At 61.8% G+C, this 2,921-nt stretch carries 4 protein-coding genes; all 4 read left to right on the forward strand.

Features of this window, described 5'->3' with window-relative positions; genetic code table 11:
- Positions 1 to 335: 4Fe-4S dicluster domain-containing protein (locus L972_RS13840; protein ID WP_047438919.1), on the forward strand; the 335-nt coding region annotated here is incomplete at its 5' end.
- Position 336: 1 nt separating this feature from the next.
- Positions 337 to 1,176 (forward strand): anaerobic sulfite reductase subunit AsrB, encoded by an 840-nt coding sequence (asrB, locus tag L972_RS13845; protein ID WP_021229668.1) that lies wholly within the window; start codon positions 337 to 339, stop codon positions 1,174 to 1,176.
- An 11-nt stretch (positions 1,177 to 1,187) separates the two neighbouring features.
- Positions 1,188 to 2,198 (forward strand): sulfite reductase subunit C, encoded by a 1,011-nt coding sequence (gene asrC, locus L972_RS13850; RefSeq protein WP_047438922.1) that lies wholly within the window; start codon positions 1,188 to 1,190, stop codon positions 2,196 to 2,198.
- A 197-nt stretch (positions 2,199 to 2,395) separates the two neighbouring features.
- Positions 2,396 to 2,921: NAD(P)-dependent oxidoreductase (locus tag L972_RS21930; RefSeq protein WP_047438967.1), on the forward strand; the 526-nt coding region annotated here is incomplete at its 3' end.

Below are 2,921 nucleotides of genomic sequence, written 5' to 3' on the forward strand. Positions count from 1 at the left end.
CCTGCAGCTGCTACAGCGTGCACGACCTCACTTATGCAGAGAACCCCAAGCAGGGTGAGCGCCGTCGCCAGTGGGCCAGCTGCATGGTGGATGGCTTCAGCGACATGGCCGGTGGCCACGGTTTTCGCGCCAAGCATGGCGAGCGCCTGCGTTATCGCGCCCTGCACAAGGTCAACGACTACAAGGCCCGTCAGGGAGAGGAGCACATGTGCGTCGGCTGTGGCCGCTGCGACGATCGCTGCCCTCACTACATCTCCTTTAGCAACATCATCAACAAGATGACCGATGTGGTCGAACAGACCATCGCAGCCGACAACGCGCAGGAGGCGAACTGATATGTGCCAGTGCCAGCAAACCGCAACAGCAGAACCGCAGCAGGACGTGGTCGAAAACCGCCTGCTGCCCAAGGCCTACACCATTCTGGCCATCGAGCGCCACACCGAGCTGGAGTGGAACTTTCGGGTCTCCCGCGACTTTGATGTCCACTACGGCCAGTTTGTGGAGATCTCCCTGCCCACCGTCGGCGAGGCGCCCATCTCGGTCTCCGACTATGGCGATGGCTATGTGGACCTGTTGATCCGCAAGGTCGGCAAGGTGACCGATGCGCTGTTTGCCCTCGATGTGGGCGACAAGGTGTGGATGCGCGGCGTCCACGGCAACGGCTATCCGCTGGAGACCTACCGCAACCAGCACCTCATCGTGGTGGCGGGCGGTACCGGCGTCGCGCCGGTCAAGGGGCTGCTGCGCCGCTTCAGCAAACATCCGGAAGAGGTGAAATCCCTCGACATGATCCTCGGCTTCAAGAACGAGCAGGCGGTGCTCTATCGCCACGAGATGCCGCTCTGGGCCGAGCAGCAGAACCTCATCGTCACCCTGGATGAGGGTAAGGAGAGCGAGCAGTTTCGCATCGGCCGGGTCACCGACTACATCGACCAGCTGGATCTCGCTGACAAGGAGGATATCCAAGTGATCGTGGTCGGCCCCCCCATCATGATCCGCTTCGTGGTGCTCGCCTTCCTCGAACGGGGCATCCCCAAGGATCGCATCTGGGTCGACTACGAACGCCGCATGGCCTGCGCCGTTGGCAAGTGTGGCCACTGCCGGATGGGCGACACCTATATCTGCGTGGATGGACCGGTCTTTCGTTTTGACCAGGCCCAGCATCTGATCGACTGAGGGAGAACACCATGAGTCTCGATATCGACATCATCAAGGCCCGCGCCAAGAACGAATACCGCCTCTCAAAGGTGCGCGGCGAAGCGATGATCAGCGTACGCATTCCCGGCGGGATCATGCCCGCCCACCTGCTGGCAGTGGCCCAGCAGATCGCCGAACAGTATGGCAACGGCCTGATCCACCTCACCACCCGCCAGAAGCTGGCGATGCCCGGCATCAAGTATCAGGACATGGACAAGGTCAACGCCGCCCTCGAACCCTTTATCAAGGAGATCGAGGTGGAGGCCTGCGGCATCGAGGTAGAGGACACCACAGCCGGTTACCAGACCATCGGCGGGCGCAATATCGTCGCCTGTCAGGGCAACACCATCTGCCAGAAGGGCAATATCGACTGCACCGGGCTGGCTCAGCGGATGGAGAAGCACCTCTACCCCAACCCCTATCACCTCAAGATGGTGATCGCCGGCTGTCCCAACGACTGCGCCAAGGCCAACATGGCCGACTTCGGCATCCTCGGCATCGCCAAAATCCACTTCAATGCCGAGCGCTGCATCGGCTGCGGCGCCTGCGTCAAGGCATGCAGCCACCACGCGGTGGATTGCCTCGCCATCAAGCATGGCAAGGCGGTCAAGGAGGAGAGCAAGTGTATCGGCTGTGGCGAGTGTGTGCTGGCCTGCCCGACCCTGGCCTGGCAGCGGGATCCCAAGCAGCTCTATATGGTCAAGCTGGGAGGACGCACCAGCAAGAAGACTCCCCGTACCGGCAAACTGTTCCTCAACTGGGTGACCGAAGAGGTGCTGCATGCAGTGATCAAGAACCTGTTCGAGTTCGAGGCCGAGATGCTGGATGGCAAACCCATCTATCTGCACATGGGTCACCTTATCGACCGGGCCGGTTATCACAAGTTCAAGGAGCGGGTGCTGCGCGGCGTCACCCTCAACCCGGAAGCCATGGTCGCTGACCGTATCTTCTGGGCCGAAGATCAGTACGTCGCCAACATGCACGTCAAAGCGGTGCAATAGGAAAAACCTCGTTTGGGGAAGCGTGATCAAGTGGCCGACACCGGTGGGGATCTGTCGTTGGCCCGGGCGTAGATCACCCTTCCCCTTTTTTATTCCCGTCGGGGGATCTTTCCCCCGACCATCCGGGGTGCGCCACGGCGTGCCCTGCTATCTCGCCCGACGCGGCATTGCGAACGGGCCAGCATCCGGAGCCTGTTATGGACTTTCTCCCTCTCTTCTGTCAGCTGCAAAACAAGCCGGTCCTGATCGTCGGCGGCGGTGAGGTGGCGGTGCGCAAGGCGCGTCTGCTGCTCGATGCCAAGGCGAAGATCACCATCAATGCCCCGCATCTGGAACCCCAGCTGATGAGCTGGGCCGAGCAGGGTCGCCTGACCGTCTGCGCCGCCAGCTTTCATCCCGAACTGCTCGATGGCAAGTGGTTGGTGATCGCCGCCACCAACCAGCAAGAGGTCAACCAGCAGGTCTTTCATGAGGCGAACCTGCGCCAGATCTTCTGCAATGTGGTGGACTCCCCGGCCCACTGCAGCGCTATCATGCCCGCCATCATTGACCGCTCGCCGCTGATGGTGGCCATCTCCAGCGCAGGCGCGGCACCGGTACTGAGCCGCCAGCTGCGGGAAAAACTCGAAGCCATGCTGCCGCAACACCTCGGCCAGCTCGCTGCGCTGGCGGGCAAGCTGCGCGAGCGGGTCAAACTCATTCCGGACAAGCTGGCCCGCCGCC

This window comes from Aeromonas sp. ZOR0001 (assembly GCF_000801015.1).
Classification (GTDB): domain Bacteria; phylum Pseudomonadota; class Gammaproteobacteria; order Enterobacterales; family Aeromonadaceae; genus Aeromonas; species Aeromonas veronii.